This is a genomic window from Paenibacillus sp. GXUN7292, from assembly GCF_050864975.1.
Taxonomy (GTDB): domain Bacteria; phylum Bacillota; class Bacilli; order Paenibacillales; family Paenibacillaceae; genus Pristimantibacillus.
This window is the reverse complement of sequence record NZ_JBOZWO010000099.1, coordinates 1-1081: the sequence shown is the minus strand read 5'-3', so window position 1 is coordinate 1081 and position 1081 is coordinate 1. Positions and strand designations below refer to the sequence as shown.

The window sequence follows — 1081 nt, the reverse complement described above, 5'->3', positions numbered from 1 at the left end:
TGTAAACATTCCTGTAGGTGCTAAGTTTTAGACTTGGACAAAAAAAGGGGCGCCTCGTATGATAGGGGTGTCACGGGTCGATGCCCTAAAAACCTATCAGGAGGCGCTTATTATGAAGTTTACTGGAAAAGCTGCAATAAATCAACGGATTGAACGAATTACCAATCAACATGCTGTAGTCGGGATCGATATTGCCAAGGACGTACACGCGGCTCAAATGATAGATTTTCGCGGGCGGGAATTGGCACGTCGCCATCTTAGTTTTACGAACACGCGAGAAGGATTTGAGAAGCTGGTTAAATGGATGCATGAAGTGGGCTCTTCTCATAACAAATCCTCGTTCCTTATCGGTATGGAGCCCACGGGCCATTACTGGCATAATCTCGCAGACTGGCTGCTGAAGCAGGATCTCGAAGTGGTATTAGTGAACCCGGTGACCACGCATCGCAACAAGGAAAACCGCGATAATAGCCCATCAAAGAACGATCCAAAAGATGCGCTTGTGATCGCCGATGTGGTCAGTCGCGGCTACTACATCGATTATGCGCCGCAAGCGCCTGTATTTGAGCGAATTAAAGCTGTCATGAGCTCGCGCGAATATTGGTCTGGACAGTCCATCAGTCTAGGCAACCGCATTGTGCGTTGGATTGATCTGTACTTTCCGGAGTTTCGAAGCGTCTTTTCAGAATGGAATGGTGTTCGTTCTCTTGCCACGCTAAAGGCATTTGCGTTGCCTGACGATTTGCAGCAACTGGATGTGGACAGCGTATTAGAAGGTTGGCGTGATCAAGGGATGCGGCGTGTAGCTGGTGCTAGTGGTAGAGCAAAAGCAGCTCAGCTTCTAGCTGCTGCGGCACGTAGTATCGGAAAGCCGGGCACCAATGATGCCGCGCGTCAAGACATCCTGCGACTGCTACAATTTTACGAAGAGACGCAACGCGTACTGAGCGAGATGCAACTAGAGGTTGAAGCCCTTTTAGAGCAAGTCCCTTTCATTGAACAACTCCGTAGTGTGCATGGCCTAGGCACGATTACGCTAGCTTGTCTGCTGGGGTGTGCAGGCGATTTACGCCATTACGCA

1 protein-coding gene is annotated in these 1081 nt (G+C 49.7%); it reads left to right on the top strand.

Annotated features, from left to right (window positions below):
* Positions 1-112 precede the first annotated feature (112 nt).
* Positions 113-1081: IS110 family transposase (locus ACRRU2_RS28515; RefSeq protein ID WP_432506827.1), on the top strand; the 969-nt coding region annotated here is incomplete at its 3' end.